Below are 26,477 nucleotides of genomic sequence, written 5' to 3'. Positions count from 1 at the left end.
GTGCGGTGCGCGGCCCGGTCTCGGGGCCGAGCCGGCGTGGGATGGTCATGGCACCCAGCGTAGGGTGCGGGGCATGTCATCGCACGACTCCTCCGCCCCTCGCTTCCGCCGTCCCGCCGCGATGTATCCCTCGGTCGCCGCGTCGATCCCCGGGGAGCCCGATCCCGCGACCTCGATGGATCTCGCGCACGACTCGGCCCGGGCGCCGCTGGACGGCGTGTTCCACAGCTCCGACCCGGAGGTGGTGCGCCGCGTGGTCGCGCTCGCGGCCGACGACGGGCTGACGGAGCTGGCGGCCCTGTGGTCGGCCGCGCCCGCCTCGACCTTGCCCGGGGCGCTGTGGCGGCTGTACGTGCCGCACACCTGGGTGCGGCCGCGGCGGCGGCGAGGTCGCCCGACGCTACCGGGCCGGCTCCCGCACCGTCCCCGGGCGCGCTATCTCACGGGCTTCGCGGAGCCGCCGGAGGTGGCCCAGGTGCAGGAGACGATGGACGACATCCTGCGCGGCGCGTTCACCGGCGATCTCGGCCTCGCCCTGCGGCGCGCAGGGGCGGTCGCGACGCTGCTCGCCCACGGCACCGCGCACCTGGCGGACGAGGATCCCGGGGAGGAGCGGACCCGGCAGGCGGAGCGGCCGCTGCGCACCGGCGAGGAGCTCACGGAGGCGGGCCGGCACGCGGAGGAGGGTCGCCTCGACTGACGCCCCGACGCACGGCCGCCACCCCGTCGGCCGATGCCCGTCGGGCGCTGCGTTCTGCTCGGACTGAGGTCCTCGCCATACTCCCCGGGGGCGGTGCTTGCACCGTCTCGGGGCCCGTGCTCTACGATGGATGCGCGCCGGGCCGCGGTTGCCCCGGGCTCCAACATATGCCGCTTCGAGCGGCCTTCGCGCCGACAGGCGCATCCCGGTCCGGCGCCTCAGCATCACGAGCAGGAGCCCGCGTCCGACCGCACGGACCGCGAGGCGTTCAGGCGCCCACGGAGCGAGGAGGCGACGCGAGGTGGTGCAGTTCTTCTCCCGACTGTTCCCCACGCGCACGGAGCGCCCCCTCAGCGATCTCCTCTCCGAGCTCGCGGAGTCGCTGCTCGTCCAGGTCGCCGACACCCATTCGAAGCCGCTGGGGAACGGCTATCGCGAGCGCACCCGCATCGCGCCGACGCCGCACGAGCAGTCCACGGTCGCCGAGGAGCTGTGCCGCCGCATCGCCCAGCGTCTCGCGCACTCGCTGATCACCCCCTACGAGGCGGAGCCGCGCTCTACGACTTCTCGCTCACGCTCGCCGACGTGGTCGACGCGATGGAGCACACCGGCGAGCCGCTGGTCGTCTCCCAGGTGGGGACGCGCCCCACCCCGCTGCTGGATGCGGCCAAGGGGATCGAGCGCGCCGCGGAGCTCACCGTCGCCGCATCCTGGAAGCTCAACGACACCCAGGACCTCGGCGACTACTACGTCCAGATCCGCAAGCTCAAGCGTCAGGGCGAGCGCCTCGTGCGGCAGGCCCTCGGCGCGCTGTACAAGCGCGGCGGCTCCACCCAGGAGCCGCTCCCCCTGCACGACGTCTCCGAGTCGATCCGCCATACGATCGCGCCGCAGGAACGGGCGGCGCGGATCGCGGACCTGCTGCGGATCAAGGACGCCTGAGTGACGCCGCTGCTGCTCGCGCTGGTGGTGGCCCTGGCGCTGATCGTGGCCTACATGAACGGCTTCCACGACGCCTCCAACGCCATCTCGACCACCATCACGACCCGTGCGCTGAAGGCCTCCTCGGCGCTGTGGGCGGCGGCGATCCTCAACACCCTCGGCGCACTGCTGGGGATGGCGCCGCTGGTGATGACCGTGCCGTGGGCGGTGCGCCTGCTGGGTCTCGGCCCGATCGTCGAGCGACTCGCCGCCCGCCCCGACACGCTGGGCGCGGCGCCGCTGGTGCTCATGCTCGGGACCTTCCTCTGGGACCTGCTGACCTGGTGGATGGGGTCGCCGGCCTCGACCTGGCACGCGTTCTTCGGCACCTCCTTCGGCGTCTCCCTCGTGATCGGCACCTCGGCCGCCTGGGACCGCCTGGGACTGATGCTCGCGGTCTCCGTGGTGGGCCCCGTCATCTCGGCGACGGTCGCGTACCTGCTGATGCGACTGATCCTGCGCCTGGCCCGGTCCGAGCCGCTCGGCCCCGGCCACATCCGGTTCGCGCAGACCTTCTCGGCGAGCACGGTCGCGGCGGGTCACGGCCTGAACGACGCCCGCCTCCCGCTCGCGGTGGTCGTGATCGCGCTGGGCGCCGCCGGGGCGGACCTCTCCGGGACCACGACCATGGTGCTCATGAGCACGGTCGCGGTCGCCGTCGGCGCCGGCACCCTGATGGGCGGTCACCGGATCATCCGCACCCTGGGCCGCCGGCTCACGGACCTCACGGCGGCGCAGGGCCTGGCGGCGGAGTCCTCCGCGGCGCTGACGATGTCGCTGGGCGTGTTCGGGCTCGAGTCCCCGGTCTCCACCAGCCAGGCGCTGGCCTCGAGCGTGATCGGTGCCGGCGTCGCCCGGGGCCGGCGCACCGTGCGCTGGTCGGTCGCGCGGGAGATCCTCCTGATCTGGCTGGTGACCCCGCTGGCCTGCGCGGTCGTCGGGGCCGCCCTGCTCGGGGTCGTGCTCGAGCCGCCCGGCCTCTGAGCGGAGTGGCCGCCCGGCCCGCGTGCAGGCGGGACCACTATCCTGAGCGGAACCGATCCGAGAGGGAGCCGATGTCCGACGGTGAGTCCACCACGCCCGCCCCGAGGAAGCGTCCGAGCTTCGGGTCGCCGGGGCCGACGACGCCCGCCCCGGGCGCGGACCCGCGAGGGCGCCCCGTCCCACGACCCCTACGGCCAGGCCCCGCACCAGGGGTACGGCCAGGCCTCGTACGGGGCCTCCTTCGCCGACGGCCCGCAGACGGGACCGCGCCGCCCGGCGCCCTCGCCGCCTCGCCCCCGGCGGCCCCTCGGCCTCCGGTCCCGGTCGGTCCGGGCGCCGGCGCGGCGTCGCGCCGCTCGTGATCGGCCTGGTGCTCCTGCTGGTCATCGCCCCGGCCGCCACGATCGTCGGGATCGTGTGGTCGCTCGGCTCGCTCGTCGGCGATGCGTCCGAGGGGCCGACGCCGATGGAGGCGAGCACGGCGACGCTCGAGCTGTCCGCCAACGAGATGGTCATCGTCTACGTGCCCGCGGCGGACGCCGCCACGGCCGAGTGCACCGCGGAGGGCTCCGATCCCGGGGCGGTCACCACGGTGCCGAGCTCGACCGCGACCACCTTCGGCAACGGCGAGGAGTACGTGCAGGTGCTCGGGGTCGCCTCCCTCCAGGACACCACCGCCACGATCTCCTGCACGGGCACCGACGCCCCTGCCCATCTGGGTCCCTACAGCCTGTTCGGGATGATGGCCCCGCTGGTGATCGGTCCGATCATCGGCGTGGTCGCGGGTCTGGTGGGCCTGGTGCTGACGATCGTGGGGATCGTCTTGCTGGTCCGCTCCCGCCGCGCCTGAGGTCCTGCCGGCCCGCCGCCGTCTCACTCCGGGCGCTCCTGCGCTGCGGTGCCCTCGAAGGACCTAGAGTGGCGATCAGCCCCAGCTACCGAGGATGGAGTGGTGATCATGCACCCCCGTGCAGGCCAGAAGGCACAGCAGGAGGACCTCGTCGACGTCGACGCGCTCCTCGACTCCTACTACGACCTCCACCCGGATCCCGCGGATCCCGACCAGGCGGTCTCCTTCGGCACCTCCGGGCACCGCGGCTCCTCGCTGGACGTCGCGTTCAACGAGGACCACATCGCCGCGACCACGCAGGCGATCGCCGAGTACCGGGCGGCGCAGGGCATCCGCGGCCCGCTGTTCATCGGCCGGGACACCCACGCCCTCTCGCGCCCCGCCTTCGACACGGCGCTCGAGGTCCTCGCGGGCAACGACGTCTCCGCCCAGGTCGACGCGCTCGACGGCTACACCCCCACCCCGGCGGTCTCGCACGCGATCCTGGTCCACAACCGGGGCCGGGCGGCGAACGATCCCGGCCGGGCCGACGGCATCGTCGTCACCCCGAGCCACAACCCGCCGCGCGACGGCGGTTTCAAGTACAACCCGCCCCACGGCGGTCCCGCGGACACCGAGGCGACCTCGTGGATCGCCGACCGCGCGAACGAGCGCTGCGCGACGGGCTCAAGGGCGTGCGCCGGCACGGACGACAGAAGGCTCTGCAGGACGCCGCTCGCTACGACTACCTGCGCACCTACGTGCAGGACCTTCCGAGCGTGGTCGACCTCGAGGCGATCCGCCGGGCGGGCGTGCGCATCGGCGCGGACCCGCTGGGCGGCGCGGCGGTGGACTACTGGGCGGAGATCGGCGAGATGCACGACCTCGACCTCACCGTCGTCAATCCCGCGGTCGACCCGCAGTGGTCCTTCATGACCCTGGACCGCGACGGGAAGATCCGCATGGACTGCTCGAGCCCGTGGGCGATGGCGTCGCTGCTGGAGAAGCGCGACGAGTACGACATCGCCACCGGCAACGACGCGGATTCGGACCGCCACGGGATCGTCACCCCGGACGGCGGCCTGATGAACCCCAACCACTACCTGGCTACGGCCATCACCTACCTGTTCGCGCACCGCCCGGACTGGCCGGCGGGTGCGAAGGTGGGCAAGACGGTGGTCTCCTCGAGCCTTATCGACCGCGTCGTGGCGGACCTCGGCCGGGAGCTGTTCGAGGTGCCGGTGGGCTTCAAGTGGTTCGTGCCGGGCCTGATCGACTCCTCGGTCGGCTTCGGCGGCGAGGAGAGCGCGGGCGCCTCGTTCCTGCGCCGCGACGGCTCGGTGTGGACCACCGACAAGGACGGCATCATCCTCGCGCCGCTGGCCTCGGAGATCCTCGCGGTGACCGGGCGCTCCCCCAGCACCCTGCACGCGGAGCTCGTGGAGAGGTTCGGCGGCAGCGCCTACTCCCGCACCGACGCCCCGGCGGACCGCGAGGCCAAGGCGAAGCTCAAGGCGCTCAGCCCCGCGCAGGTGACCGCGACGGAGCTCGCGGGCGAGCCGATCGTCTCGGCGATCACGGAGGCCCCCTCCGGCGGCGCGATCGGGGGGCTGAAGGTCTCCACCGAGTCCGCCTGGTTCGCGGCGCGCCCCTCGGGCACCGAGGACATCTACAAGATCTACGCGGAGTCCTTCAAGGGCGAGGAGCACCTCGCCGAGGTGCGCAGGCCGCGAAGGACCTCGTGGACGGGGCGCTCGCGGACTGAGCGCAGGGGCGGACCGAGCGCAGGGGCGGAGCCGACGATCCGCGCGGCGCCGCGGGAGCGACTGTCCGCTCCCCTGCCCCGGTGCGGTCGCTGCGACCGCACCGCTCCTGGCCGACCGTTCCTCCACATTCCGCTCCTCGGCCCCGCCCCCTGCTCCACCCGATGCTGTCGACGGACGGCGCGACACCCTCGCGCCGTCCGTCGACGCGCGTCGAGGGTTTCGCGCACCCGGCGCTGACCTGCAGGTCCGTAACGTTTCAGCAACGACCGCGACCTCCGCGCGGCAAAGGAATGGTCAAGCGCTCCCCAATTTGAGGCATGTCACCCGGCGGTGGCGCCGTCCACACTCTCCTTGCGTGGCCCAAAGAGCGCGTGAACCATGGGGTGGGTAGGTAAAGGATCAGTAGGGTAGTGTGCTTCGTCGGACCCGCCGGTAAGCACACCGACCGCAGCGCTCGCGCGCGGCGAGAATGACGGAGAGGGGGCAGGACATGCGACTGCGGACATGCGTCTGCGCGGCCTCTGCCACCCTGGCTCTGACCGCTCTCCCCTTCGCCACCACCAGCGCTCTCGCCGACGGGCCCGGCGATGCCGCCGAGAGCACGGACGCCGCCCCCGCGGACGACGACCCCGCGACGGGCACCGTGGACGGGACGATCACGCCCGGGGCCACCACCACCCTCACCGCCCCCTCGGACACTCCCGAGGACGTCGCCTCCCCCGAGGACGACGAGCCCTCCGTGGGCTCCGAGGAGCCTGCGGACCCGACGACTCCCGTCGAGGACGATCCGGAGACCGAGACGGACGACCCCTCGAACACCGAAGAGGTCCCCAAGGAGCCGACGGAGGACCCGACGAGCGAGTCGGTCGACGACCCCACGATCTCTACGTCTCCCGAGGCCACCTCGGAGGGCGCGAAGCCCACGACGACGGAGCCTGGGACGTCCACAGCCACCGACGGCGGAGACGGAACAGCCACCGAGACGGAGACCGCCACCGAGGACGACTCCGCCACCTGCGACGGCGACGCCGAGGGCGACACCGGGGAGCGCGGTACAGACGAGGAAGGCGACATCCGCTCCGCGAACGACGCCCCGATCCCCCGCCTGATCGCGCAGCAGAGCGCGACGACGCACACCAGCGGTCCGGCGACTCGAAACTGACCACCGATCCCGAGGGCAAGGACCCCGACTGCCCCTGCAAATGCCCCACCCCCCGCCCGACGGCGAGGGCTCGGGCGATTCCACAGGCGAGGAGTCCGAGGACCCCACGGAGACTCCGACCGACGAGGACACCACGGACGAGGGCGATGACACCTCGACCGGCGGAGGCGGCGGCGAGACGACCGACGACGAGAAGACCACCCCCGTGCCGGACCAGGGAGCCACTCCGACCGCGAGCCCCTCGGCCACCCCGGAGTTGTCCGAGCCGTCGACGCCCGCGCGACCGGCCCCCGAGCCGAAGCGGCGCGCGCGCCCGCTCCCGGCTCCCCCGCCGAGCGAGGAGCCCGAGCCCACCGCGGAGCCGGCCCCCGAGCCGGCCCCGGAGACTCCTCTCCGAGACCCCGGTCGAGGAGCCCGAGACGACCGCCGAGTCGAGCACCACCGAGGAGACCGAGGTCGCCGGCGTCGGCACCGAGGAGCCCAGCACTCCGGCGCCGCAGGCCGCGCGACCCACGTCCTCCGGCGACGGCGGCCCCGTGGTGCGCCTGTTCAACGCGATCTCCGACGACTCGAGCACGGCCTTCGGTCAGATGCGTCAGGTCCTGATCGCCGCGCTCGCGATCGGCTTCCTCACCACTGCCGGCTTCGTCGGCGCGACCTGGCACTCGCGCCGCAGCAACCACCGCCGCTGACCCGTCGGCCCACGGCCGGACAGGCGCGCCGCCGCTGAGCAGGTGCTACCGCTGGCGGGCGGGCTCCACCGCTCAGCGCTGGGCGAGCGACTCGCGCACGCGCCGCAGGATCCCCGGCACGGCGCGCTCCATGTCCTTCACGGTGCGGTCGAAGGCCGCCTGCCCCTCGTACCAGGGGTCCTCGAGGGCGAGCTCGGTCTCCGCGAGCCCCTCCGCACCCGGTTCGAAGGCGCGCCACATCGTGATCGACGGCGGCGTCGCCCCCTCGGGGGCCTGATCGGCCATGCGACGCATGGTCTGGGCGTGCTCGGGCGTCATCGCCAGCACGAGATCCCAGGCCATCAGCTCGGTGAGGTGGATGGTGCGGGCGGTGTGCTCGAAGGGACGCGGATAGCCGGCGCGCTCCAGCGAGAGCTCGATCCGGTCGTCCATCGGCATCCCCTCGACCTCCCAGCTGGTCCCGGCCGAGCCGACCTCGACCTCGGTGTCGAGGCCCTGGAGCTCGAGGGCGCGGCGCGGCACCACCGCGGCGGCCGGGGAGCGGCAGACGTTGCCGGTGCACACGGTGAGGAGTCGGAGCGGCTTCATCCCCCCATTGTGTCAACCTCCAGGCGGTGGGAGCGTGGAACCGCCGATCGCCGTACACTGTGAGGTGGAGTGCATGCGGTTCTCGGGTCAGCACGAGAGCATGATCGCCAGGGCATCACGCCCGTGACCACGCCACCACGGCTCAGGAGGACACCGATGGCCGAAATCATCCGCGCCCACGACGAGGACTGGTCGCTCGTGCGGGAGATCCGACTCCGTTCGCTCAGCACGGACCCCAGCGCCTTCGGGCAGAGCTGGGAGAAGGAGTCCACCTACGAGGACTCCGTCTGGGAGCGCCGCGTCTCGGACGCCGCCTGGTTCCTCGCGGTCGAAGGTGATCAGCCCGTCGCGGTCGTCGCCGTCCGCCAGGAGGATGACTCCCCCGCCAACGAGCGGGAGCCGCAGGCCATGTGGGTCACCCCGGGATCGCGCCACTCCGGTATCGCCGGCCGCCTCGCGGAGGCCGTGTTCGAGTGGGCCCGCGAGGACGGCGCCGACACTGTCACCCTCTACGTCGGCCCCGAGAACACCGGCGCCCGGGCCCTCTACGAGAGCCTCGGCTTCTCCGACAGCGGCGAGCGCTGGCAGATCGTCGAGGACGATCCCGATGGCGCCTGGCTGAAGATGACCCGCGGCCTCTGAGGCCCGTGCGCATCCCCGCGCCCCTCTCCTCCGCCCGCTCCGCGCTGCGTCACGACGCCGCCGGGGCGGGCTCCGACCGTCCCCACTGGGCGGCGCGCGCAGAGGACGTGAAGAACCGCCTCGTCGGCGAGACCCTGCGCCGTCTGCACTGGGACCTGCGCCTGCGGCCCTTCCACGGATACGGCTCGGCGACGCAGGCACGAATCTTGGCGAAGGTCCTGTACGCCTCCCCCGCACCTCCGCGGACTTCCACGACCAGCCCGTCCACGACATGCGGACCGTCGCGGTGCGCGGCTGGCGGAACTTCACCAGCCAGGTCGCGCCGCACCGCACCGTCCACATCCGCCTCGGCGGCGAGGAGTTCACGGTGCGGGCGGACCGCTCCGGCATCGTCGATGCGACCCTCGAGGTGTCCCTGAGCCCCGGCGTGCACCAGGCGGTGCTGTGGACGGTCCCCGGCAACGAGGTCACGGCCGACGTCACGATCGTCCCGCCCGAGGCGCGCGTGGGCATGGTCAGCGACATCGACGACACCGTGATGGTCACGTGGTCGCCCCGTCCCCTGCTGGCCTTCTGGAACGCCTTCGTGGTCCACCAGTCCTCCCGCCAGGTCGTCCCCGGGATGCCGATGCTGTACCAGCGCCTGGCGCGGGAGCACCCGCACATGCCGGTGTTCTACCTGTCCACGGGCGCGTGGAACGTGTTCCCCGTGCTCAAGCGCTTCCTCTACCGCAACGGGTATCCGGACGGGCCGCTGCTGCTGACGGACTGGGGCCCCACCCACACCGGCTTCTTCCGCTCCGGCCCCGAGCACAAGACGCGCTCGCTCGAGCGCCTCGCCGCCGCGTACCCGGACGTCCGCTGGATCCTCGTCGGCGACGACGGCCAGCACGACCCCTCGCTCTACGCCGCTTTCGCCGAGCGGCACCCGGAGCTCGTCGAGTCGATCCTGATCCGCCAGCTCACCGAGCCCGAGCGACTCCTCGCCCACGGCACCCTGCGCCCGCTGGTCGGCTCCAGCCCCGGCGCCGAGGGACCGCTCGCCCTCGCCGCCCCGAACGGCCACGGTCTGCTCGCCGCCCTGCAGCGACACGGAAGGATGTCCCGGTGATCTCCCTGCGACCCGCCGCCGAGTCGGACGTCCCCCGGATCGTGCAGCTGGTCCAGGCCGCGTACCGCGGCCAGAGCGGCTGGACCACCGAGGCGCACCTCGTGGACGGCCACCGCACCGACGCCGCGGAGGTCCGCGCGATGCTCGCCGACCCCGCGGTGACGCCGCTGGTCGCGACCGGGGACGGGAACGGCGTGGACGACGGAGGAACGGGCCTCGAGCGCGGGAGCTCCGCCGAGCGCGTGCTCGGATGCTTGCTACACCCGCCGCGAGGCGCCCGACGAGCACGGAGCGGTCCGGGCCGAGCTCGGGCTCTTCGCGGTCGACCCCGCCGCGCAGGGCGCGGGGCTCGGCGGGCGTCTGCTCGAGGCGCAGGCGGCCTCCCTCGCGGCCGACGGGGTGGACGTGCTGATGATCCAGGTGCTCCAGTCCCGCCCCGAGTCGCACAGCTGGTACGAACGGCACGGCTTCACCGGCACCGGGCAGGCCGTGCCCTTCGCGGGCGATGCGGCGCCGCTGAAGGTCGAGGGGCTCGGGATGGACATCATGGAGCGCCCGCCGCCGGTCGACGACTGGGTCGCCTACCCCTCCGCGTGAGCCCGGCGCCCGACCCCCGGAGCACGAAGCACCGATCGCGAGCACCCGGCTGGTGCGGTGGCCTGCGCACCGCACACAGCACACCGACATGACGACGGGGCCGGGCAGGGCGTCTGCCCTTCCCGGCCCCGTCGGCCGCCGCGAGGACGCGGCCCGGGGGTGACGTCTTCGCCGGCTCAGCCGGTGTTCTTCAGCCCCGCGGCGACGCCGTTGATGGTGGTCAGCGGCGCGCGCTGCGGCTCGGGCGAGAGCTCCTCGCCCCGCTCCTTCGCCGCGCGGACCCGCTGCAGCATCGCGACCTGCATGTAGGAGATGGGATCCAGGTAGCGGTCGCGCACGGCGAGGGTCCGCTTGAGGATCGGCTGGTTGTCCAGCAGGTTCAGCACCCCGGTGAGCCGCTCGATCTCCGAGACCGCGAGCTCGTACTCCTCGCGGATGCGGTCGAAGAGGTACCAGAGGTTCTCCGGCACCAGCGAGTGCACGTAGTGCGCCGCGATCTGCATGTCCGTCTTCGCCAGCGTCATCTCGACATTGCTGATGACGGTGCGGAAGAAGTGCCAGGAGCGGTACATCTCGTGCAGGTCCGGCTCGAGGCCGGCCTCGCGGGCGGCCTTCAGGCCGGAGCCGGCGCCGAACCAGCCGGGCACGATCTGGCGCGACTGGGTCCAGCCGAACACCCACGGGATCGCCCGCAGGCCGTCCAGGCCCTTGTCCGAGGTGGTGCGCTTGGAGGGGCGCGAGCCGATGTTCAGGTCGCCGAGCCGCTCCACGGGGGTGGAGGAGACGAAGTACTCGGGCAGGTTCTCGTCGTCCACCAGGGTGCGGTAGCGGGAGAACGCCGCGTCGGAGACCGACTGCATCACCTCACCGAAGCGCTCCAGGCGCTCGGCGGTCGAGCGCGGGGCGGTGTGCAGGGCCGAGCCCTCGAGCACCGCGGCGAGCGACAGGTCCAGGTTCTCCCGGGCGAGGGAGGGGAGCATGTACTTGTCGGAGATGACCTCGCCCTGCTCGGTGAACTTGATCTCGCCCTCGAGCACCCCGTAGGGCTGGGCGAGGATCGCGTCGTAGGTCGGGCCGCCGCCGCGGCCGACGGAGCCGCCGCGGCCGTGGAAGAGGCGCAGGGTGACGCCGTGCCGGGCCGCGGTGTCGCGCAGGGCGCGCTGGGCCTGGTGGATCTCCCACTGGCTGGTGATCACTCCGGCGTCCTTGTTGCCGTCGGAATAGCCGAGCATGACCTCCTGGAGGTCGCCGCGCAGGCGCACGATCTCCCGGTAGGAGGGGTCCGAGAGCGACTGGTCGAGGATCTCGCCGGCGTGGCGCGACTCGGAGACCTCCTCCAGCGGCGGCACGAAGCCGAGGTCGGCGCGCTTCTCCTCGCGACCGGTGAGGTCGAGCAGACCGGCCTCGCGGGCGAGCGGCGCGGCGGCGAGCACGTCGTCGGCGCCGTGGGTCATCGAGATGATGTAGGTCTCGATGACGGAGGTGCCGTACAGGCGGTGCGCGTCGCGGATCTCGCGGAACACCCCGTAGGTGGTGCGCGTCGCGTCGTCGAGGATCGACTCGTCCTCGGTGATCGCGGAGCCGACCAGCGGGCGACGGTCGCCGAGCTCGCGGGAGAGCACGATGGTGCGCTCGGCGCGGTCGAGCTCGGTGTAGGGGCGGTCCAGCTCGCCGACGCGGTCGAAGAGCCGTGCGACGACCTCGTGGTGCTTCTCGGAGTGCTCACGCACGTCGAGGGCGGCGAGATTCAGACCGGAGGCGGCGAGGACCTGCTGGGCGATCGCGAGCGCCCCGTCGGCGGCACGGCGACCTCCGTGGCGGCGCGGCGCCTCGCGCAGGACCTGGAAGTCGTCCTGCGGCTCCTGGGTGTCGCCGTAGTCGGCGCCGTGGACGTGCGCCTCGCCGGAGCGGATCCGCTCGCGGGTGGCGTTGAGCTTGGAGCGCATCGCGCCGAGCTTGAGCCGGTAGGGCTCCTGGTCGTAGAGCGACTGCTGGGTGCTGTCGACCTCGGAGTCGTGGGAGAGGTCCTCGGCGAGGCTGGCGCGCGGCTCCTCGTCGTCCCCGGTCAGCTCGGAGGAGACCGAGAGCTCGAGGATCAGGTCCGAGATGATCTCCAGCGACACGTCGATCGCGGCCTCGGCCTGCGGCTTCAGCACGTCGCGGGTGACCTCGGCGGTCACGAACGGGTTGCCGTCGCGGTCGCCGCCGATCCAGGAGCCGAAGCGCGCCGGCACCTGGCCGTCGTGCAGGTCGGCGCCATGGGCGCGCGCTCCTCGCGCAGGTCGTCGAGGACCTCCGGCATGGTCTGGCGGAAGATCTGGCGCAGGTAGTAGAGGGCGTTGCGGGCCTCGTCCTGCGGGGTGGGGCGGGAGCGGCGCGGCTCGTCGGTCTGCCAGAGCGTCTCGATCAGCTCGGCGAGGTCGCGGTCCTGGCGGCGACGCTCCGGGGTGTCCTCCTCGGTCTCCTCGGCGAGGAGGTCGGAGATGCGGCGCGCTTGGTCAGCACGGCGCGGCGCGAGGCCTCGGTGGGATGCGCGGTGAACACCAGGCGCACGTCGAGGGAGTCGACCGCCTTCTGCAGGCCCTCGGCGCCGAGCTCCTCGTGGACGGCGCGCACGGTGCGCGGCACCCACGACTCGGACGAGGGCCGCTCGTCGAGGGCGCGGACGCGGTAGACCTGCTCGGCGGCGTTCGCCAGCAGGAAGTACTGGGTGAAGGCGCGGGTCAGCGCGGTCGCCTGCTCGATGGGCAGGGAGCCGAGGCGGGCCTGGACGTCCTGGGCGCTGGCCTCGGAGTCGGCGGACTTCGCCTCCTTCGTCAGCTTGCGGACCTGCTCGACGAGGTCGAGCATCTCCTGGCCGTGCTGGTCGGCCAGGGTACGGCCCAGCGACGTCGAGAGACGGCGGACCGTCGCCCGCGCGGGGCGTCGATATGGGGGTCGTCGCCGACGACGGGGAACTCGCTCGTCAGGGTCGGGACGGCGATGGCGTCGGAATGTGGCACAGGGCCTCCTGGGGTCGGCACGCCGACGGACGGCCGCCTGCCGACGCGCCGAAGGCGCGCTCAGGGCGACCGCGTCGGCGCGGAACGAACGGGCACAGACTACAGGCGCTCCCGCCGGGGGCGCCCCGGTCCTCACTGGGCGGACACGAGCCGACAGGCCGGCGCGGCGAGATGCGCGGCGTCCGACGAGGGCGGCCGGGGCACGGAAGGACGCGGCCGACGGGCGTGCCGTCCCGTCGGTCTCCTGCGTTCAGAGCACGGCGTGCAGGAAGTCGCGGGTGCGCTGATGCGCGGGGTCGGAGAAGATCTTCTCCGGCGGCCCCTCCTCCACGATCGAGCCCTGGTCGAACATCATCACGCGGTCGGAGACGTCGCGGGCGAACTGCATCTCGTGGGTGACGATGAGCATCGAGATGTCGGTCTCCGCGGCGATGTCCTTCAGCACGCCGAGCACCTCCCCCACCAGCTCTGGGTCCAGCGCCGAGGTCACCTCGTCCAGCGGCAGGATCTCGGGGTCCATCGCGAGGGCGCGGGCGATCGCGACGCGCTGCTGCTGGCCGCCGGAGAGCTGCGAGGGCTTCATGTCCCGCTTCTCACCCATCCCCACCTTCGCCAGCGGCCCCTCGGCCTTCGAGACCGCGTCGGCCCGGGAGAGGCCCTTGACGTGGATCGGCGCCTCGACGATGTTCTCCAGCACCGTCATGTTCGGGAAGAGGTTGAAGTGCTGGAACACCATCCCGATGTCCGTGGTGGTGCGGCGCCGGCGCTTGTCCGGGATGCGCACCCGCTTCCCTCCCTTCTCCTCGTACTGCAGCGGCACGCCGCCGACGTGGATGTACCCGCCGGAGAGCTCCTCGAGGGTCATCACCAGGCGCAGGATCGTGGTCTTGCCCGAGCCGGAGGGCCCGATGAGGGTGACCCGCTCCCCGCGGGCGACGGTGAAGTCCAGGCCCTCCAGCACGGTGTTGTCCCCGAACCGCTTCAGGACGTCGCGGAACTCGATGTGGGGCGCGGTCCCGGGATCGGGCGCGAGCAGTGTTCTCAGGCAAGCTTCTTCTCCAGTTTCCGGATCAGGAGGGAGGTGGGATAGCTGGCGGCCAGGAAGATCAGGCCCGCGAGCGTGATCGCCTCGGTGTAGCGGAAGTAGGTCGAGCCGTAGTTCTGCGCGACCCGCACCAGCTCGGGGATGTAGATGACCACGAAGAACGGGGTCTCCTTGAACATCGAAATCGCGTAGTTGCCCAGCGCCGGCAGGGTGTTGCGGATCGCCTGCGGCACCACGATCGCCCGCCAGGTGCGCAGTCGCGGCAGGGACAGCGCGGTGGCCGCCTCCCACTGGCCCGTCGGCACCGAGTCGATGCCGGCGCGGTACACCTCGGCCATGTAGGTCGTGTAGTGGATGCCGAGCACCCAGATGCCGATGGCGAGGGTCGAGTCGATGTACTGCGAGAGCACGAGGTTCGCGAACACGAGCTGGACCACCAGCGGCGTCATCCGGATGAACTCCACCACCCAGGTGAAGGGCGTGGCGATCGCGGTGGGGGCGGTGCGGCGGATGATCGCGACGGCCAGGCCGAGCACGAGCGCGATGAGGGTGCCGAGCACCGTCGCGATCAGCGTGATCTTCAGGCCCTCGAGGAGGAGCGAGGGCAGGACGGCGGCGGCGTGGCTCCAGTCCCACCAGGACGTGGACGGGTTCATGCCACGGCTCCTTCCTTGGTGTTCGCTCCGGGCGCCTGGAAGAGCGCGCGCCAGGAGGAGCTGAGGGCGGGGCCGCGTCCGATCTTGTGCTTCGCTCGGATCTCCAGGCCGTTCATGATGATCACGATGACCCAGGCGATCAGGTAGTAGGCCAGCGGCGCGAAGAGATAGGCGAACCAGGTGCCCGTCCGGTCACGGACCTGCTCGACCTGGAAGAAGAGGTCGTACAGCGAGACGGTGCCGACGATCGCGCCGCCCTTGAGCGACTGTATCCAGAGGTTGGACAGGGAGGGCGACATGAGCGCCCACGCCTGCGGGATCACGATCCGGAACATGCCACGGGCGGGGCTGAGGCTCAGCGCGCTGATCGCCTCGTACTGCCCCTTGGGCACCGAGCCGATCGATCCGCGCACCACCTCGGCGCCGTAGGCCCCGTAGTTCAGCCCCAGCGCGAGCACGCCGATGAGCGGCGGCTCGAGCTGGAAGCCGAAGGGATAGGGCGGCTGCGGCGGCACGAACGCGAGCCAGAACAGCTGGACCACGAGCGAGGTGCCGCGGAAGAACTCCACGAAGATGCGCGCGACCACGCGCACCGCGGAGAACTTCACGACCTGCGCGATGCCGAACACGAACGAGATCAGCGGCGCGAGCAGGCCGCCGAGGATCGTCGCGAGCACCGTGATCTGCAGGCCCTGCAGGATCTGCGGCGAGCGGTCGAACAGGATCTGCAGGTTCGGCCCGAGGTCCTGGAAGAAGCCGATCACGCCGTCCATCGGCACCTCGCCTCACGCTTCGGGGCGTCGTGGAAGGGTGCGAGGCTCACTGCAGGGAGGAGAGATCGCCCGAGCAGAGGATCTCGGCGGTCATCTCTTCGGGCGGCGACTCCTGCTCGCCGAAGCCGAACTCGCCGACGATGGAGAGGTACCGCTCGGGATCGGCGACGATCTCGGCGAGCTTCTCGTTGTAGGCGTCCAGCAGCGAGGTGTCCTCCTGACGGAACACGGTGCCGCCGGCGCCGACCTGCTTCACGCCGTCGATCTCCTGCACGAAGCTCTCGGTGACCTCGACGTCGTCGACGGTGTTGTCCGCGAGGTAGTTCAGGGAGATGGCGGTCAGGGCGAAGGCGTCGGCGTTGCCGGACTTCAGCGCGTCCACGCCGTCCTGCGGGCCGCCCACCTCGATGGCGTCGAGCTCGAGGGCGGCGACGTAGTCGGACTCGACCGCCCCGGCCATCGTCGCGACGGTCAGGCCCGAGTCCACGAAGGAGTCCATGGTCTCGAGACCCTCGGGGTTGCCCACGGGGACCATCAGCGCGGTTGTGTACTGGAACTCGGGCTCGCTGAAGGCGGCCTGCGCGCAGCGGTCGGGCAGGATCGACATCCCGGCGCTGACCGCGTCGAACTGGCCGGCGTTCAGGCCCGGGATGAGGGAGCCCCAGTCGGTGAGCTTGCCCTCGACGGTGTCGATGCCGAGCTCGCCGAAGATCTCGCGGTGCAGGGCGACGGTCGCGCCGATGACCTCGCCGCCCTCCTCGAAGCTGTACGGCGCCTCGCCGGCGAAGCCGACGGTGATGGTGCCGGCCTCCTGCAGACGGCTGAGCAGGTCCCCACCACCGCCGCCGTCGCTGCCGGACTCGCCCCCGCCGCCGGTGCTGGTGCGGCCGCAGGCGGCGAGCCCGCCGCCCAGCGCCGCGGCGGAGAGCACCAGGCCCGTGCCGCGGAAGAAGGTTCGTCGGTCGTGCGTCTTGCGGTGCGTCGTGCGGCCCATCTGCATGGTTTCCCTCTCGCCGGGAGATCCTTGCCGTGCACGCTCGTCGTGTCGGACAATCGGATCTCTGGATATCGGATTCTTGGTCACCGTACCGGTGGGTCGACAGTCGTCCACGACCTGCGGCCCTTTCGTGATGGGGTCGTGATCCTTCCGCGACGCCCGTGACTGTGACAGCGATGACTCCCTCTGCGCGTGCGCCGGGGCGGGGAGGGAACGGATGATGGTGTCCTCGCACGCCCACCGGCGGCGCACCGTCACAGGAGGACCCATGCCCCCTCGTCAGGACTCCGTCCGGTCGCCGATGATGCGACCGATCCGTCGTCCTTCGATCATCGACCAGGCCGAGCTCGAGTCGCGCAACGCCATCTTCGTCGGCGACCTCCGCCCCGGGGACACCATCCCCGAGGTCCAGGTCTCCAAGCAGATGGGCATCTCCCGCTCCTCGCTGCGCGAGGCGTGCCAGCGCCTGGTGCGCGACGGGTCGCTCACGCAGATCCCGGGCCGCGGCCTGTTCGTGACGACGATGGACGCAGGCACCCTGTCGGACTTCATCGACTACCGCCTCGGCATCGAGATGCAGGCGGCGACCAACGTCGCCGAGCACGTGGCCGCGGCGCGCGCCGACGGCGACGAGGAGCAGATCCCGGCGCCGCTGTTCCCGCCGCGCGGGAGTGCGTGGAGCGGACCCGTCGCGCGCTCGCGGCGGGCGAGGTGATCGAGGCGGGCAACGCCGACCTCGACCTCCATCAGCGCCTCGCGGAGATCTCTCGCAACCGGTTCCTGGTCACGGCGATGAACACGATCGTGATCCTCACCCGCATGGGCACCTTTTCCGATCCTCGCGGCTACGGCGTGCGCGCGGACCTCACCGACACCCATGAGCGGCTCGTCGCCGCGCTCGAGGCCGGCGACGCCTCCACCGCGCGCAAGCTCCTGCGCGAGTCGCTGCGGGCGCTCGCGGCACGGGCAGCGCGGGGACGAGGAGGAGCAGGACCTGGTGCGCGACCCGGACCTGCTGGAGTCCGACGGGCCGGAGTGGACCACCCTGGAGGGCGAGTCGCCGGCCCTGTGAGGGCCGGACACGAGAAGGGCCCCTCCCGGCGAGATCATCGCTGGTGAGGGGCCTTTTCGGCGGAGACGAGAGGATTTGAACCTCCGAGGCGATTGTAGTCGCCTACTCCCTTAGCAGGGGAGCGCATTCGGCCGCTCTGCCACGTCTCCTGGCGCCGCGGTGTCGCGGCACGCCGAGCCAGCATACGGGAGCGAGCGGGGTGCGCCAAAGCGAGGCGGAGCGGTTCGCGTCACACCTCCCCCTGCCCGCCCGCGGCTCAGAGGCCGAGCTTCTCCTGCAGCGGCGCGATGTGCTTCGGGGTGCCCACGCGGTACTTCACGAAGGTGAGGACGCCCGCCTCGTCGATCGCGAAGGTCGAGCGGATCGTGCCCTGGACGATCTTCCCGTACATGTTCTTCTCGCCCCAGGCGCCGTAGGCGGCCATCACCTCGTGGGGTTCGTCGGAAGCGAGGGTAAAGGGCAGGTCCTGCTCGGCGACGAAGCGATCGAGCTCGGGGACCGGATCGGGCGAGATCCCGATGACGCGGTAGCCGGCGTCGAGGAACATCCGGTGGTTGTCGCGCAGGTCGCAGGCCTGTTTGGTGCACAGCGAGGTGTTCGCGGCGGGATAGAACCACAGCAGTGCCGGCGCTCCGCGGAGGTCCTCGAGGGTGACCCTCCCGCCGCCTGCGGTGGGCAGGTCGAGGGCGGGGGCGGCATCGCCGACGGCGAGCTTCACGGGGGCGGGCGACATGATCCTCCGAAACGGGTCAGGGGCGGGGCAGGACGTCCAGCCTAGCGACGGCGCAGACGGCGGCCCAGATAGGTCTCGCGGAAGCGCCGCTCGGCGTGGCGGTCCCCGAGCAGGAGCAGCTGCACCTCGGAGGAAGCGGGGATCGACTCGGTGTCGTAGCCGAGGGTGCCGTCCGCCTCGAGCACCGCGACGATGTCGCGACCGGTGCGGCGGTGCACCTCGTCGTCCCGGAGGGGACGGCGCATGAGGGAGGCCGGGCAGGGGGCGAGGAACAGCTCGTTGCCCTCGGCCAGCGGCACGCGGTGGCTGAAGCCGGCGTGGTTCCACAGGTCGGTGGCGCCGATGGTGGCGTAGGAGAGCACCCCGTCGGCCCCGGCCCGGTAGAGGGTGGCGACGTTGCGCTCGTAGGTGGCGCGGGAGACGATCTGCGGCTCGGGCCGCAGGCGCCGGCAGAACAGGGTGAGGTAGACGTTCAGGTCGTCGTCGCGCGGGGTCACCAGCACGGCGGAGGCGTGCTCGAGGCCGGCGCGGCGCAGGATCCGCTGGTCGGCGGCGTCACCGTGGACCACGGCGTAGCTCGCGGTCCCCTCGAGCACCGAGTAGGAGTTCTCGACCCGGCCCGGTTCGATCTCGACGATCGTGTTCGGGACGCCCCCGTCGCTGAGCGCCCGAGAGGCGGCGCGGCCCACGCGCCCGCCACCCAGGATCACGACCGGTCGCTCCTCGGAGACCTCGCCGCACTGGAACCGGCGGTCGTACTGGGCGAGGTCCTCGGCGGTGCCCGCCAGGACCAGCACGGTCCCGTCGGTGATCCGCAGGTCGGGGGTCATCGCGCGCGCCGGCCCTTGCGCGAGACGGCGAGGATCCGCACCCGGGAGCGCTGCATCTCGACGGCCTCGCCGAGGAGCTTCCCCACCAGCTCGGTGCCGCGCGCCGCGGCCTCGGCGATGATCGTGTCGCCGATGGTGCCGATCGCGTGGACGCGGCCGGTGGAGCCGAGCACGCGGGAGGCCATCTCGCGGCCGAGGACCTGCCCGAGCTCGAGCACGTGGTCGGCGCCGGCGAGGCCGAGCACGTCCACCGAGGCGGGCTTCGAGGCGGTCACGGCCACGGGCACGGTGGCGGCGGCCTGGCGCACCGTGAAGGCGACGTTGGTGTTGGCGTGATCGGAGAGGGTGGAGATCACCAGCCGCGCCCGTGCCGCGCCCGCATTGCGATAGGTGAACGCGGAGTCGAGAGGACCGACGACGACCTGCCGGCCCTGGTCGTGCGGCTCCCCGCCTTCACGGCATCCTCCAGCGACATCACGGCGGGGATGCCGGAGCGCTCGGCGCGGGCGGCGAAGGCCTGGGTGACGGCGTCGGAGCCGACCAGCGGCACGTGGTCGCTGACCCCCGGGGCGACCTTGCGCGGGGTGCGGGTGGCGCGTCGATGGTCCAGCCACGGCGTGACCAGGTACTGGATCACGAAGAAGGGCGACAGAACGAGCATGTAGACCACGCCGCTGAGCAAGCACCCAGAGGGAGAACAGGCGCCCCGCGTCGTCGTCGAAGGTGATGTCGCCGTAGCCGAGCGTGGACATCGTGGTGATGGTCCAGTAGATCGCGCTCGCCCAGGAGTGCTCGTCGCCCTCGAGGTGCATGAGCGACTTGAAGCCCGAGGCATGGGCGATGACCATCGCCGCCCCGACGCCGAGGATCACGAATCCCGCCTTGGAGCGTCGGCCGACGAGCGGATGCCGCTCCGCACGCCTGCGCTCGCGCGCCGTCTGGCCCATGGTCGCCTCCGCTCTCCGGTCGGTCTCCTGCGGCCGCGCGGTCGCGGCCGCTCGAATCGTAGGCCCATGGCGGGCCGAGGGCGACCCCGCTCCCGATGCCTGAGCCGAGCCTCACCTCGCCCGCACCCCGCCCGGCGCCCGGAGGGGCGCGGCCGACCAGATCGCCTTCACCCTGATCGACCGGCTCGGCCTGGCGATGTTCCACGATATCGCCTTCATCGTGCTGGCCCCGTCGGCCGACCCGAGGGTTGCGGGCTCAGCACACGGTGCCGGGTCCGCTCTGCCAGGCATGGGCGACGAGCTCCTCGAGCACCGACTCGTCGATGTCCGGCGCCTTCTTCACCCACACGCGACCCACCCCGCGGCGGTGCTTGCCGAGCTTCTCGAGCGGCTCGTCGGAGCGCGGGAAGCCCTGGATGCCGTAGAGGGCGAGGTCGGCCTTGCGAGGACTGAAGCCGAGCTCGAAGGTGTCGCCCTCGCGGCCGGTGGCGTAGCGATAGTGCACCTCGCCGTAGCCGATCATGCTCGGACCCCACATCGTGGCCTGCTCGCCGGTGGCGCGGCCGAAGAGCTCCAGCGACCGCGCTCCTCCTCGCGGCGCCTGCCCTCAAGGCCGTCGACGTAGTCGGCCGGGTCCACCGAGGTGGTGTGCGTCTTGATGTCCTTCGCGCTCTTCCCGGACGAGCCCCGGGTGACGGTGGAGCGGCCCCGAGCTGGGGCAGGCGGGTTCGTCATCCCCTCGCCGTGCTCGAGCAGCAGGGCCTGCGACCGCCTGCCCGAGGCGGGGCCCACCCCGTGCGACTCGGCGAGCTCCGCCCAGTCCCGACCGACGAGCTGGTCGACGGTGGTGATCCCCTGCTCGGCGAGGGCGCGGGCGCGGGAGCGCCGACGCCGGGGACGGCGCCGATGGGTGTGCTCGGTGCGCTCATGGCAGAGAGTATGACCGAGCCCCGCGGCCGACGGGAAGGCGTCGGCCGCGGGGCTCGGGACGGTGCGGCGGGCAGGACCGCCGGGGATCAGCGGCGCTCGTCGAGGGCGCGCACGCCCTTCCACGCGGCGGGGATCAGCGGCGCGGCCAGCGCCGCCTTGACCAGGCCGCCGGGGATGAAGGGCCACAGGCCCGCGGCGAGCACGGCGCCGAGGTCGGCGCCCGCGCCGAGGACGGCGTTGAGGATCATCGCGAGGTACGGCACGCCGACGAGGAAGGGCACGACGCTCGCGGCGACGAAACCGGTCATGGCGAGCACGGGGCGGCGGTCCCAGGCACGCTCGGCGAACCAGCCGGCGACGAAGGCGGCGGGGATGAAGCCGAGCACGAAGCCGAAGCTCGGCGAGAGGACCATCGCGGGTCCGCCGGAGAACTCGGCGAAGACGGGCGCGCCGGCGAGGCCGACGGCCATGTAGGTCGCCAGCGAGATCGCCCCGCGACGGGAGCCCAGCGCCGCGCCGACGAGGATCACGCCGAGGGTCTGTCCGGTGATCGGCACGAGCGGCGGCGGGATCGTGACCTGGGCGAGGACCGCGACGACCGCGGCGCCGGCGGCGACGAGCAGGGCATCGCGCAGCGGGGTGCGGTGCGGGGCCAGAGCGTCGGCCAGGACGGGACGGCGAGCCGGGACGGCGATCGCGGACATGGGACTCCTCGGAGGCTGGAAAGCTACGGCGAGGTCCCAGGGTACGCACTCACCGCCGCGCGATCACCCCGAGGTCCGTCGCGACCCATCGTGCGCCGCCGCTCCGCTCCTCGCGGCGGGCGAAGCGGTAGAGGCTGTACCGCACGCGCGCGGCGCCGTCGGCGCTCGGCCGTCGAGGGGGTCGCGGGCGAGCAGTCGGCGCACCCCGGGGTCCCCGTGGGCGAGCCGCTCGAGCGGCGCGCCACGAACCACGGCTCGGCGCCGGGCCGCGCCGCGAGGAACCACATCTGCCAGTCGAGTCGCAGGTGATAGGGCGCGACCTGGCGGGGAGGTCGGCGCAGGTCGCCGGGCTTGCCGCGGAACTCGTATGCCTGCCAGGTCTCCTCCGCGGCCTCCTGCCCCGCGGCGTCCTCGGTCCCCTCGATGAGCACCTCGTACCGCCGCTCGGTCATCGAGCCGAAGGCACCGTAGGCGTTCACGAGGTGGAACCGGTCGAAGCTCGCGTTCATCAGCTGGTGCGAGGAGAACAGGTTCGCGAGCGGCTTCCTGGACAGCACGGCGAGCAGGGCGAACGCGGCGGCGACCAGCGCCGTCCACCACAGCGGCGAGGACACCTCCGCGCCCGCGCCGCCGCCGTCGGCCCCGAGCGGCACCCCGAACCAGCTCCACCCCGGGAACGGGCCTCCGAGCGACCAGCGCCAGAACGCATCGGAGATCGCGGCGCAGGCCACGAGGATCGTCAGCCAGTTCAACCAGGCGTAGTTCCCGGTCATGACCAGGAACAGCTGGGTGGCGATCACGGCGCAGGCGGCGAAGGACGCGACCGGGCGCGGGGCGAGCACGAGCCAGATGATCCCGAGCCGCACGGCGTGGTCGCCGAGCACCTCGGCCCGGTGCCACCAGCGGGGCATGAGGTGGGCGGTGCGGCTGAGCGGGCCGGGCATCGGCTGGGTCTCGTGGTGGTGGTCCATCGCGGTGAGGTCCCGCCAGGAGCGGTCGCCGCGCATCTTGATCATCCCGGCCCCGAACTCGAGGCGGATCAGCGACCAGAGCAGGAACAGGATCATCAGCCGCGGCGGCGGGACCGCGTGCGAGCCGAGCAGGCCCATGAGCGCCCCGCACTCCAGCAAGATCGACTCCCAGCCGTAGCCGTAGAAGATCTGTCCCACGGAAACGATCGACAGGTACATCACCCACATCGCCCCGAACACCGCGAGCATGCTCCATGCGGGCCCCTCTTGCGCGCGGCCGACCACGACGGCGAGCCCGAGCGGCATCCCCAGCAAGCACATCCCGCGCAGCGGCGCATCGCAGTAGGGGACGTGGCGGAAGAGCGTGGGCCCGGCCCGGTCCCCCGCCCGTGCGAGGAATGCGGGCACCGGCAGCGAGCCCCTTCTCCCCCAGCGGCACCGGGAACTGGTGGAAGGTCGAGAGGAAGGCGAGGACGTACACCGCCGCGACGCCCCGCTGCACGATCTCGCGGGCGATCCACGACTCCTGGGCGTCCAGCAGGCCGATCCAGCTCGTCCAGTCCATGCTCCTCACCTCCGCGTCCCGGGCACTCCCCGATTCTCACCCTCGCCGCCTGCGCGCGCCATCGCGTCGGCCGCGCTCCGGGGCGAGTGAGATCTCGGCGGGCCTCAGCGCAGCAGATCCACCAGTGTCGCGCCCGCCCACCAGCCGCCCAGCGCGATCACGAGCGTGAAGCTGAGGTTCCACAGCGCGCTGGGGACCGGGGTGAGCTGGGCGAGCTGGCCGGGGTCGTCCTGCCGGCCGCCCCGGCGGAGCACGGAGCCGAGGTGGCGCCAGGCCCCCAGCGGCAGGAACACCCCGGCGGCGAGGGTGAGCAGGGCGGTGAGGGCGGGGTCGCCCCACCACCACAGCGCCCCGATCCCGGCGGCGCTGGCGAGCACGGCGAGGACGGTGTGCCCGGAGCGGGTGAACACGAGCGAGACCACCAGCACGACCAGCGCCGCGAACAGGGCGGTGCGCGCCCAGCCGTGCGGCGCGATCTGAACCAGCGGCGCGCCGAGGACCGCGGGTGCGGGATAGCCGGCCCAGGTCGAGAGGATCCGGCCGATCCCGCGGCGGGGGCCGACGGTGACGGCGTGGCCGGACATGTCGGAGGAGACGACGAAGCCGGTGAAGCGCCTGCCCATGAGGATCCCGACAGCGGCGTGGCCGAGCTCGTGCACGATCGTCACGCCGGGGCGCAGCGACCGCCACAGCGGCGGCACCACCACGGCGAGCGCTGCGACGGCCAGGGCGAGCAGGATCCAGGGCCCGTCGTCGGGGACGGGTCCGGGCGCGAGGCGCCCTCCGATCGCGTCGAGGATCTCGCCGATGTCCATCGGGCCATGGTGGCACCGCTGCCCCTGAGGCCGCCGGGAGCGTGGAAGACTGGCGGGACCCGTCGTCGAGGACTCCAGGAGCAGGTGGCACCGCATGTCCCCCCGCGATCACCGCATCGATCCCGCGCTCGCGTCCTGGATCACCGCCCCCGGCGAGGACCCGCAGAACCCGCTGCTGCGGCTGTCCTTCGCGCTGGTCTCTCCGCCGGTCTCGGCCCGCCTGCTGGTGACGGGTCTCGGCACCTTCCGCGCCGCGCTCAACGGCGCCGAGGTGGACGATGCACGTCTGGACCCCGGCCTCACCGATCCTCGCGCGCGCATCCAGGTGCGGGAGCTCGAGGTGGGCGCGCCGCTGCACCGCGGCGAGAACGTGCTGGGCATCGAGCTGGGACGCGGCTTCCATGCGATGACCACCCCGAACGAGTGGCGCTGGCACCTGGCGCCCTGGCGGGGTCCGGTGCGAGCCTGGGCGCATCTGCGGATGCATCTGGCCGACGGCTCCTCCCGGGCTGTCGCCACCGGCCAGGACTGGCGCACCCGCCCGGGCCCGGTGGCCTTCGACTCGATGTACGAGGGCGAGACCTTCTCCCCGGACGAGGACCCGGAGGCCTGGTCGCTCCCCGGCTACGACGACTCGGACTGGGCGCCGGTGCTGGCGGCGTCCTCCCGGCGCGGCGCCCGACGGGGCGGACACGGCCGCGAGGTCCCTGAGCCGATGATGGTCCGACAGGTCCAGGAGCCGATCCGGGAGCAGGAGGAGATCACGCCCGCGGTCGTCTCCTCCTCGCCCACCCGCACCGTGCTGGACATGGGCCGGGTGATCGCCGGCTGGTGCCGTTTCTCGCTGCGCGAGGAGGTCCCGGCCGACGCCCCGCCGCTGCTGCTGGTCGCCCGCCATGCGGAGAAGCCGCGGGAGGACGGCCGGGTCGATGCGCGCAACGAGCACGTGCACACGGACCGCTTCCAGGAGGACCGCCTCCGCCTGGAGCCCGGGTGCGCCCGCTCCTTCGCGCCCCGCCATTCCTACAAGGGCTTCCGCTACGTCGAGATCGAGGCATCGCCCGGGGACCTCGCGCGCGTGCAGGTCACCGGCATCCTCGCCCATGCCGACCTGCGCCCGGCGAGCACGCTGACCAGCTCGGACGCGCACGTCGAGGCGATGGACGCGGCGATGCGGGCCTCGCTCGCGAACAACCTCCACCACGTCCCCACCGACACCCCGAGCCAGGAGAAGAACGGCTGGACGGGGGACGCGCTGACGTCGCTCGCAGCGATGACGACAGGCTTCGACATGCGCCGGATGCTGCGCAAGTGGCTGGAGGACCAGGTGGACGGCCAGCGGGCCGACGGCTCCCTCGCGGTGATCTCCCCGAGCCCCGGCTGGGGCTACGAGGAGCTCTCCCCCGCCCCGGAGTGGACGTGCCTGCCGCCGGTGCCGCTGGACGAGATGGTGTGCGAGTACGGGGAGACGGACCTCGTCACTCGACATCTTGCGGCCGCGGCCCGGTATCTCGCCCATGAGCTGGGCCGACAGGACGAGGACGGACTGATCTCCTCGGTGCTCGGCGACTACCTCTCCCCGGCGCCCCGGGCCCCGCCCCGGAGGACAGGCGCCTGTCGGGCACGCTCCTGGTGGCCCACGCCCTGCGCCGCCTGGCCCATGCGCTCGAGCGCGCGACATCGGCCGGCGAGCCTCTCGCGCCGGACCTCCCCGCCCCCGACGCCCTCCGCGCCGACGCCGCGACCCTCGAGCAGGCGGTGAACTCCGTCTTCCTCGACACGGACCGCGGCCTATACCGCGACCCCGGCACCTCCGCCGCGCCGGGCACGCCCACCTACCGCCAGACCTCGAACATCCTCCCGCTGGCCTTCGGGATCGTGCCGCCCGAGCAGGTGGACGCCGTCGTGGCGCACCTGGTGGATGACCTCACCGCCCGCGGCGACCACCACGACTGCGGCCACCTCGGGGTCCGCTTCCTGCTCGCCCGTGCTCTCCGCGCACGGCCACGGCGCGCTCGCGTGGCGGGTGCTCTCGAATCCGACAGCGCCCGGCTGGCGGGCCTGGCTCGAGGCCGGCAACTCGACCTTCGCGGAGATGTGGGAGCGACCGCGCTCGCACTCCCACTACTTCATGGGCACGCCCGTGACCTGGCTCCACGAGCACGTGGCCGGGCGCGCCGCGGCGCCGAGGGCTGGGAGGAGTTCGTCGTCGCCCCGGACCCGGACGTCCACGTCGGCCGCATCGCGATGACCCGCGCGACGGGCTCCGGCGAGATCGCCCTGGACCTCGACCGCGAGGCCCGCACCCTCGCCCTCACAGTCCCGGACGGCACCCGCGCGACGGTCGTCCTCCCCCGGAGCCGGGCACGACGGCGCCGCAGGAGC

General features: G+C 72.6%; 25 protein-coding genes, 1 tRNA gene and 3 pseudogenes. 14 read left to right on the top strand and 15 right to left on the bottom strand.

The features are described from left to right. Positions 1-73: 73 nt before the first annotated feature. From WKH84_RS18530 to WKH84_RS18500, 7 genes and pseudogenes are all read left to right on the top strand, one after another. Positions 74-700: a hypothetical protein gene (locus tag WKH84_RS18530; RefSeq protein ID WP_341854713.1), complete on the top strand. Its 627-nt coding sequence runs from the start codon at positions 74-76 to the stop codon at positions 698-700. Between the two features lie 492 nt (positions 701-1,192). Next, entirely contained in the window at positions 1,193-1,642 is a 450-nt protein-coding gene (locus WKH84_RS18525) for a hypothetical protein (RefSeq protein ID WP_341854712.1), read from the top strand. Next, positions 1,643-2,665, top strand: coding sequence for an inorganic phosphate transporter (locus tag WKH84_RS18520; protein WP_341854711.1), 1,023 nt, complete (start codon positions 1,643-1,645; stop codon positions 2,663-2,665). Positions 2,666-3,023: 358 nt separating this feature from the next. Next, complete coding sequence (locus tag WKH84_RS18515) at positions 3,024-3,515, top strand: hypothetical protein (RefSeq protein WP_341854710.1); 492 nt, start codon at positions 3,024-3,026, stop codon at positions 3,513-3,515. A gap of 108 nt (positions 3,516-3,623) precedes the next feature. Beyond that, positions 3,624-5,259, top strand: a pseudogene (pgm, locus tag WKH84_RS18510) (phosphoglucomutase (alpha-D-glucose-1,6-bisphosphate-dependent)). A gap of 491 nt (positions 5,260-5,750) precedes the next feature. Then, positions 5,751-6,422, top strand: coding sequence for a hypothetical protein (locus WKH84_RS18505; RefSeq protein WP_341854709.1), 672 nt, complete (start codon positions 5,751-5,753; stop codon positions 6,420-6,422). Positions 6,423-6,961: 539 nt separating this feature from the next. Beyond that, positions 6,962-7,114: a hypothetical protein gene (locus tag WKH84_RS18500; RefSeq protein WP_341854708.1), complete on the top strand. Its 153-nt coding sequence runs from the start codon at positions 6,962-6,964 to the stop codon at positions 7,112-7,114. Positions 7,115-7,186: 72 nt separating this feature from the next. Here WKH84_RS18500 and WKH84_RS18495 read toward each other — a convergent pair whose 3' ends face one another. Beyond that, positions 7,187-7,702: a protein tyrosine phosphatase gene (locus WKH84_RS18495; protein WP_341854707.1), complete on the bottom strand. Its 516-nt coding sequence runs from the start codon at positions 7,700-7,702 to the stop codon at positions 7,187-7,189. A gap of 156 nt (positions 7,703-7,858) precedes the next feature. On the opposite strand from WKH84_RS18495, the gene WKH84_RS18490 reads away from it, so the two are divergent. The 3 genes and pseudogenes from WKH84_RS18490 to WKH84_RS18480 form a co-directional block, all read left to right on the top strand. Further along, positions 7,859-8,344 carry a GNAT family N-acetyltransferase gene (locus tag WKH84_RS18490; RefSeq protein ID WP_341854706.1) on the top strand — a complete coding sequence of 162 codons (486 nt, stop codon included), beginning with the start codon at positions 7,859-7,861 and terminating at the stop codon, positions 8,342-8,344. A gap of 271 nt (positions 8,345-8,615) precedes the next feature. Further along, complete coding sequence (locus WKH84_RS18485; protein ID WP_341854705.1) at positions 8,616-9,455, top strand: phosphatase domain-containing protein; 840 nt, start codon at positions 8,616-8,618, stop codon at positions 9,453-9,455. 351 nt (positions 9,456-9,806) lie between these two features. After that, positions 9,807-10,052 (top strand): annotated as a pseudogene (locus tag WKH84_RS18480) (GNAT family N-acetyltransferase); the annotation flags it as partial. Positions 10,053-10,228: 176 nt separating this feature from the next. Here the strand turns inward: WKH84_RS18480 and ppc are convergent. From ppc to WKH84_RS18455, 5 genes and pseudogenes are all read right to left on the bottom strand, one after another. Next, a pseudogene (ppc, locus tag WKH84_RS18475) lies at positions 10,229-13,054 on the bottom strand (phosphoenolpyruvate carboxylase). A gap of 250 nt (positions 13,055-13,304) precedes the next feature. Continuing rightward, positions 13,305-14,015, bottom strand: coding sequence for an amino acid ABC transporter ATP-binding protein (locus tag WKH84_RS18470; protein WP_341854704.1), 711 nt, complete (start codon positions 14,013-14,015; stop codon positions 13,305-13,307). Between the two features lie 80 nt (positions 14,016-14,095). Next, complete coding sequence (gene ehuD / locus WKH84_RS18465) at positions 14,096-14,755, bottom strand: ectoine/hydroxyectoine ABC transporter permease subunit EhuD (protein WP_133676640.1); 660 nt, start codon at positions 14,753-14,755, stop codon at positions 14,096-14,098. Further along, positions 14,752-15,528, bottom strand: a complete 777-nt coding sequence (locus tag WKH84_RS18460; protein WP_341854703.1) for an amino acid ABC transporter permease — start codon at positions 15,526-15,528, stop codon at positions 14,752-14,754. The genes ehuD and WKH84_RS18460 overlap by 4 nt, the downstream gene beginning before the upstream one ends. A 46-nt stretch (positions 15,529-15,574) precedes the next feature. Beyond that, a complete protein-coding gene (locus tag WKH84_RS18455) occupies positions 15,575-16,528 on the bottom strand; it encodes a transporter substrate-binding domain-containing protein (protein WP_341854702.1) in 954 nt (317 codons plus the stop codon). Between the two features lie 298 nt (positions 16,529-16,826). Here WKH84_RS18455 and WKH84_RS18450 point away from each other — a divergent pair, with 298 nt between their 5' ends. Together WKH84_RS18450 and WKH84_RS18445 are read left to right on the top strand one after the other, a co-directional pair. Then, complete coding sequence (locus WKH84_RS18450) at positions 16,827-17,240, top strand: GntR family transcriptional regulator (protein ID WP_341854701.1); 414 nt, start codon at positions 16,827-16,829, stop codon at positions 17,238-17,240. After that, a complete protein-coding gene (locus WKH84_RS18445) occupies positions 17,237-17,644 on the top strand; it encodes an FCD domain-containing protein (protein WP_341854700.1) in 408 nt (135 codons plus the stop codon). The genes WKH84_RS18450 and WKH84_RS18445 overlap by 4 nt, the downstream gene beginning before the upstream one ends. A 13-nt stretch (positions 17,645-17,657) precedes the next feature. On the opposite strand, the gene WKH84_RS18440 is transcribed toward WKH84_RS18445, so the two are convergent. From WKH84_RS18440 to WKH84_RS18400, 9 genes are all read right to left on the bottom strand, one after another. Continuing rightward, positions 17,658-17,746, bottom strand: a tRNA-Ser gene (locus tag WKH84_RS18440). 107 nt (positions 17,747-17,853) lie between these two features. Next, positions 17,854-18,330, bottom strand: coding sequence for a peroxiredoxin (locus WKH84_RS18435; protein WP_341854699.1), 477 nt, complete (start codon positions 18,328-18,330; stop codon positions 17,854-17,856). A gap of 41 nt (positions 18,331-18,371) precedes the next feature. Continuing rightward, complete coding sequence (locus WKH84_RS18430) at positions 18,372-19,160, bottom strand: NAD(P)-binding protein (protein WP_341854698.1); 789 nt, start codon at positions 19,158-19,160, stop codon at positions 18,372-18,374. Continuing rightward, positions 19,157-20,107 (bottom strand): ion channel, encoded by a 951-nt coding sequence (locus tag WKH84_RS18425; protein ID WP_341854697.1) that lies wholly within the window; start codon positions 20,105-20,107, stop codon positions 19,157-19,159. The genes WKH84_RS18430 and WKH84_RS18425 overlap by 4 nt, the downstream gene beginning before the upstream one ends. A 256-nt stretch (positions 20,108-20,363) precedes the next feature. Beyond that, positions 20,364-20,645 (bottom strand): DUF1801 domain-containing protein, encoded by a 282-nt coding sequence (locus WKH84_RS18420; RefSeq protein WP_341854696.1) that lies wholly within the window; start codon positions 20,643-20,645, stop codon positions 20,364-20,366. Then, on the bottom strand, positions 20,627-21,160 hold the full coding sequence (locus tag WKH84_RS18415; protein ID WP_341854695.1) for a hypothetical protein: 534 nt from the start codon (positions 21,158-21,160) through the stop codon (positions 20,627-20,629). The genes WKH84_RS18420 and WKH84_RS18415 overlap by 19 nt, the downstream gene beginning before the upstream one ends. Beyond that, positions 21,124-21,741 carry a biotin transporter BioY gene (locus tag WKH84_RS18410; RefSeq protein WP_341854694.1) on the bottom strand — a complete coding sequence of 206 codons (618 nt, stop codon included), beginning with the start codon at positions 21,739-21,741 and terminating at the stop codon, positions 21,124-21,126. The genes WKH84_RS18415 and WKH84_RS18410 overlap by 37 nt, the downstream gene beginning before the upstream one ends. A gap of 23 nt (positions 21,742-21,764) precedes the next feature. Next, a complete protein-coding gene (locus tag WKH84_RS18405) occupies positions 21,765-23,120 on the bottom strand; it encodes a lipase maturation factor family protein (RefSeq protein WP_341854693.1) in 1,356 nt (451 codons plus the stop codon). A gap of 261 nt (positions 23,121-23,381) precedes the next feature. Then, positions 23,382-24,092, bottom strand: a complete 711-nt coding sequence (locus tag WKH84_RS18400) for a M50 family metallopeptidase (RefSeq protein ID WP_341854692.1) — start codon at positions 24,090-24,092, stop codon at positions 23,382-23,384. 94 nt (positions 24,093-24,186) lie between these two features. On the opposite strand from WKH84_RS18400, the gene WKH84_RS18395 reads away from it, so the two are divergent. Together WKH84_RS18395 and WKH84_RS18390 are read left to right on the top strand one after the other, a co-directional pair. Beyond that, positions 24,187-25,854, top strand: a complete 1,668-nt coding sequence (locus WKH84_RS18395; protein WP_341854691.1) for a family 78 glycoside hydrolase catalytic domain — start codon at positions 24,187-24,189, stop codon at positions 25,852-25,854. A 159-nt stretch (positions 25,855-26,013) separates the two neighbouring features. Next, a complete protein-coding gene (locus WKH84_RS18390; protein WP_341854690.1) occupies positions 26,014-26,343 on the top strand; it encodes a hypothetical protein in 330 nt (109 codons plus the stop codon). The last annotated feature ends 134 nt before the right edge of the window (positions 26,344-26,477 follow it).

The sequence above is a fragment of the Brachybacterium sp. GPGPB12 genome, from assembly GCF_038396325.1.
In the GTDB taxonomy this organism is placed as follows: domain Bacteria; phylum Actinomycetota; class Actinomycetes; order Actinomycetales; family Dermabacteraceae; genus Brachybacterium; species Brachybacterium conglomeratum.
This window is presented reverse-complemented; position numbering and strand designations above follow the sequence as displayed.